Here is a 4686-nt window from a genome sequence, read left to right as displayed (position 1 = left end):
GATTCTGAACGATTGATCCGAAACATCAGGATGTCTGAGGCTACCTCTTCAGCAACGGTAACTACAAGCATGCTCAATTATAAGATAATGGCAATCCCAAAGAATATCAGCTTTGATGAAATGATGAAAACGGCAAACAGCCTTGAAATGAACCTAAAATTTGAAAGAATAGGTGAAAATGTTCTGATTATCGGAAAAGATTCCGAGATAAGCTTCTTTGACCGCGTTATCACAGATATTATTAAAGCGAAGGAAACCTCGAGCAAAAACGTGGTTTTTGAGAAAAAACTGCCCGGAATAAATGGGAGCGACCTCAGCGACTACTTGCTGGCGAGAGGAGTTGAGGTATCAGTTACTGAAGTGGCAGATGGTTATCTCCTTTCTGGAAGCGCAGAAGCACTTGATAGGGCAGCCGAATTCATAGGATACCTATCCAGTGAAAGGGAGAAGGGATACCGCAAAATTGAGAAGAACTCTTTGGATATTGAGAAACTCAACAGCGTACTCGAAGAACTATCGATTGACGTGAAACTCCTTGAACTGAATAATGCTGTGTTGCTGATCGGAAAGGCAAGCGAACTTGAAAAAGCAGAAAAAGTTGTAAGAGATGTCAGTGAGTTGCCAACTGAAAATGCAACTGAGGGTGCAACTGAGAACGTGGTAAAACTTCCTGTAATAAATGGCTGGGACATCCCCAAAGTGAAGGAATACTTGTCAACGGCCGGGGTTAAGCTTGGAAACATATTTGAAGTTGATGGAGCTCTCGTGGCCGTTAGCACGCCAGAGGCCACTAAAAGGGCGATAGAGCTTCTGTCTTTGATCTCCAGTGATCAGGGTTATTACTTGAAGCTCGATAGCAACGCGATAAATGAGACTCAGCTCCAAAATGTGATTTCCACGATGAATTTGAATGTAAAATTCGTTACTCTGGAAGATGGCTGGTTGCTTGTTGGAAACAAGGCAGATGTGGAAGAACTAAAAGAAATTCTCGAAAAATCCAGCAAAGAAGAATATATGAGGTATATCAAGGGAATCACATCAAATGCCACGGAGCTTGTATCGCTTATTGAAACGGCTTTCCCGCAGGTCAAAGTATCCGTATTCGAAAAACTCGAAATGATGCTTCTCAAGTCATATGATGAGGAAGCCTTGACTAATGCAGAAAAATTCGTGGAAGGTATTCTCAGTAAAAAAGATGCAAAATCCCTGGAAGAAAGCATAAAAGCACACGATGATCTTATAGACATCAATGTAGAAAATGCAGATCTTAAAGCGGTTTTGAAAAAAGTCGCCGGAGACCTTGGAATATCGCTCCTCGTTGATGAAGCCATTAATGACAGTATTACCATTTCGGCCAAAGACCTGAGCTGGAATGATTTTCTTTCAGTGCTTGAGCATAAAGGGTACAGCGTTAGTACCGCTGGAAGCATTTATATCATATCTGTCAATACCAGAGCTGAAACACCAACCGATTCAGCCACCGAGGAGCAGATATACAGGATTTACCACAACGTTGAGGAATTCAAATCGCTCATAGAGTTTTATGGTGGTACGGTCTATACCGATCCAATCAATGGGATTGTTGTTGTCAAGGGAATTGAAAAATCCAGAGTGCAAGAAATTTTGCAGAGACTCGAATCCGCCTTCTCTTCTCCGAAAAAGCAGGTGAAAATAGAGACAAAGATCATGGACAAATCCGTATATGACAATTTAACCAAGCAGTTGCAGGCGTCGTTGAATCTGGGTTCTTCACAGCCTCAAATCCTTTTCAACAAGGATTCCATTGGGCTTTCTTTCAATGTCATAGATGTTGTGGACTTCCCGAAATTATTGGAAAACTTTATCAGTTCAGCCTCTGCAACTGTAACAGCCAGTCTTAGTCAGGGCAACAACGACTCTGATATCGTTTCCAATCCTTCGATCATTGCTTTGAGCGGTGAAGAAGCGAGGATACACATAGGGGATACCATCCCCTATACAACAAAAAAGGTGCTGGAAGACGGTACCGTTATCGAAGAATTGAATTATCTCGACACAGGTGTTGAGATGACCATAACGCCGACCATTAACGGTGATGGGACAATCATGCTTGATTTGTACATAAAAGTGAGCGATCCACAACAGTACGGGGATTACTACGGTGAAAAGACCCGTGAAGCTCAGACAAAGTTGATGATTTCAGACGGTAACAGTCTCAGCATAGGTGGTTTAATAACGGAAAAGGAGACTGTCAACGTGACCAAACTGCCGTTCCTGGGAGACCTTCCCTTTATCGGAAAACTCTTCACCACGGAGACGAAATCGAAGGAACAGCGCGAAATGGTCATCATCATCACTGCGAAGGTGGTGGAACCATAATGTTGAGAACGGAAATTTTTTCAGGGAGATTTTACGCTGGATTTCCCGAGGAACTGAGAAAGCAAATAGAAGCGTGTTTTCTTCATAAAATAGGTCCGGGTGAACTTCCCGGACCTGTTGTAAAAAAACTGGATAGAAACGTGGGGCTAATCTCGCCTCATGCTGGATATATTTACAGCGGGCCGGTTGCAGCAAGAGGTTACTATGAAATCGCGAAGATGGGAAAACCGAAAAGAGTTGTCCTTATCGGGCCAAATCACTCCGGCTATGGGAATCGTCTTTCGGCATGGCCTTCCGGTGAGTGGAGAACGCCGTTGGGAACTTTGAAAATCGATGAAGAATTCACAAGTTCTCTGATCAGCCTTGTTGAGCAGCTTTCACCTGACACCTCTGCACATTTATACGAACATTCTCTTGAAGTTCAGCTGCCTTTTCTTCAATACCTCTTCGGGAATGATTTTAAAATCGTGGCAATAACCATGATGGATCAGCGCTATGAAACGTCCAGAAAACTCGCCGAAGGTATAAAAAAGCTCATGGGTGATACAGGAACATTGATTGTTGCGTCATCGGATTTGAACCATTATGAAGACCATGAAACAACAACAAAGAAAGATGATTTCCTCATCGAATGCATAAAAAGCCTCGATGTCAAAGGGCTTTTTGAAGAGGCTGCAGCAAGAAAAATATCTGCCTGCGGGCTTGGACCGATTGCCATAGCCTTGATGCTATTTAACAGCGTGGTTATTGGAAAGCACGCTACCAGTGCTGAAACCTCTGGTGACTATTTACACACCGTGGGGTATCTTTCCGCGATACTCACTTAAAGATCAGCCAGAAGGTGTTTGTTCCTTCTTTAGATTCCACTTTGAGTTCCCAGGAATACTTCTCTGCGATGTTTTTGGCTATGGTAAGCCCAAGGCCATGACCCTCTTTTGCAAAATCAAGTCTGAAAAAGGGATCAAAGATTTTTTGCCGGTACTCTTCCATGATTTCCGGACCTGGATTGGAAACTCCGAATCTGTCTTTTTCAACTATTACTGTTATATCCCCATTCAGTGGGGAATGTTTTATAGCATTGTCGAGAAAAACTCTCAATATGACTTCAATGGGCTCTTTGGGAAGCTTTACTACGGATTTTTCCCTGTAATCAATGAGAAGCTTTCGGGAATGGTAAAGATTTCTAAATTCCTCTACAACACCACTCACAAGATCACAAAGATTCATCTTTTCGGAATTGAACTCGGTTGTTGGAGAACTCAACAAGAGGAGTTTTGTTACAAGGGCATTCAGCTTCTCCGCGGTAGCACTGATTGTAGATAAAGATTTCTGTGCGACTTCTTCATCTTGAAGCCCCCAGCGGAGCAACATGTTTGTGTAGCCAATGATATTTGCAAGTGGCGTTTTCAGCTCATGGGCCGCGTACGATGCGAAACGCTTTTCTTCCTCGATGTTGGCGCGTAGCCTTTCTATCATCTTGTTTAGTGTGGCTATGAATTTGGCTGTATTTCGGTCAAGCCCCTCCGTAGGTAAAAAGCCCTCCATTTTCCTTGAAATTTCTTCTGCCCTCTCTATGAGCTCTCTGAAGCTCTCGGTTGTTCTCCGATAATATATGAATACGGAAAGCAATATAATTCCGGTGCTGACAAGCCACAGCAAAAAAAATGCTCGGGAGGTTTTTTGCAATATAGTTGCGGTTTTTTCGCCGGGCTGAGCGATGACGAGTTTTCCTTTCGGGGAGTCGATAATTGAGGTAAATACCGTTTCCGAACCGATTCGCACCAATCTGTCTTTTCTGACTTGAGATAAATCAAACTGGTCCGAGATATCCAGTGCGTCATATATAGTTTTGGGTTTGCCATTTATCAGCAGAAAAACCGAGACAGGAATTTTCTTGAGAATTCTGTTATCAATTCCATTGTCACCAATAAGCCTGATTTCCTTTGAAATCACCAGGACATTCTTTTTTATTGCTCCAATGACAATATTCCTTACAAAAAAGTAAGCCATTGTAACAACGATAAGAGAGCTGATAATACTCACCAATGAAATGACAAGTATATTCTTAGATTTTGAGTACATAACCTATCCCCCTGACTGTTTCGATCCTCATGTTCAGTTTTTCGATTTTCTCCCTTAGATATTTTATATATACGGGAATGATGCTATCTGATACCTTTTTTTCAACACCCCAGATGTGAACAACGAGATCATCTTTTTTTACAACATTACCGGCATGATTATATAGTAATTGAAAAATATCGTATTCTAATTTTGTAAGCCGAACACGTCGATTTTCCCGTTCAACCTCCCTTAAACTTTCATGTA

General features: G+C 42.2%; 4 protein-coding genes. 2 read left to right on the top strand and 2 right to left on the bottom strand.

Features of this window, described 5'->3' with window-relative positions:
* Both AC3LHT_RS08945 and amrB read left to right on the top strand, forming a co-directional pair.
* Positions 1-2358, top strand: a 2358-nt coding sequence (locus tag AC3LHT_RS08945) for a type II secretion system protein GspD (RefSeq protein ID WP_488662643.1), incomplete at its 5' end; no start/stop codon positions are given.
* Complete coding sequence (gene amrB, locus AC3LHT_RS08940) at positions 2358-3185, top strand: AmmeMemoRadiSam system protein B (protein ID WP_488662642.1); 828 nt, start codon at positions 2358-2360, stop codon at positions 3183-3185. The genes AC3LHT_RS08945 and amrB, both read left to right, overlap by 1 nt.
* Here amrB and AC3LHT_RS08935 read toward each other — a convergent pair.
* Together AC3LHT_RS08935 and AC3LHT_RS08930 are read right to left on the bottom strand one after the other, a co-directional pair.
* The gene (locus AC3LHT_RS08935; protein WP_488662641.1) at positions 3178-4440 is read right to left on the bottom strand and encodes a sensor histidine kinase; all 1263 of its coding nucleotides are present in this window, start codon (positions 4438-4440) and stop codon (positions 3178-3180) included. The two genes, amrB and AC3LHT_RS08935, sit on opposite strands and share 8 nt — an antisense overlap.
* Positions 4424-4686 (bottom strand): winged helix-turn-helix domain-containing protein (locus tag AC3LHT_RS08930; protein WP_488662640.1); only part of this gene is annotated, 263 nt, incomplete at its 5' end. The genes AC3LHT_RS08935 and AC3LHT_RS08930, both read right to left, overlap by 17 nt.

It is taken from the genome of Kosmotoga sp., assembly GCF_982836095.1.
The sequence above is the reverse complement of the archived record's forward strand: the minus strand, read 5'-3'. Positions and strand labels throughout refer to the sequence as shown.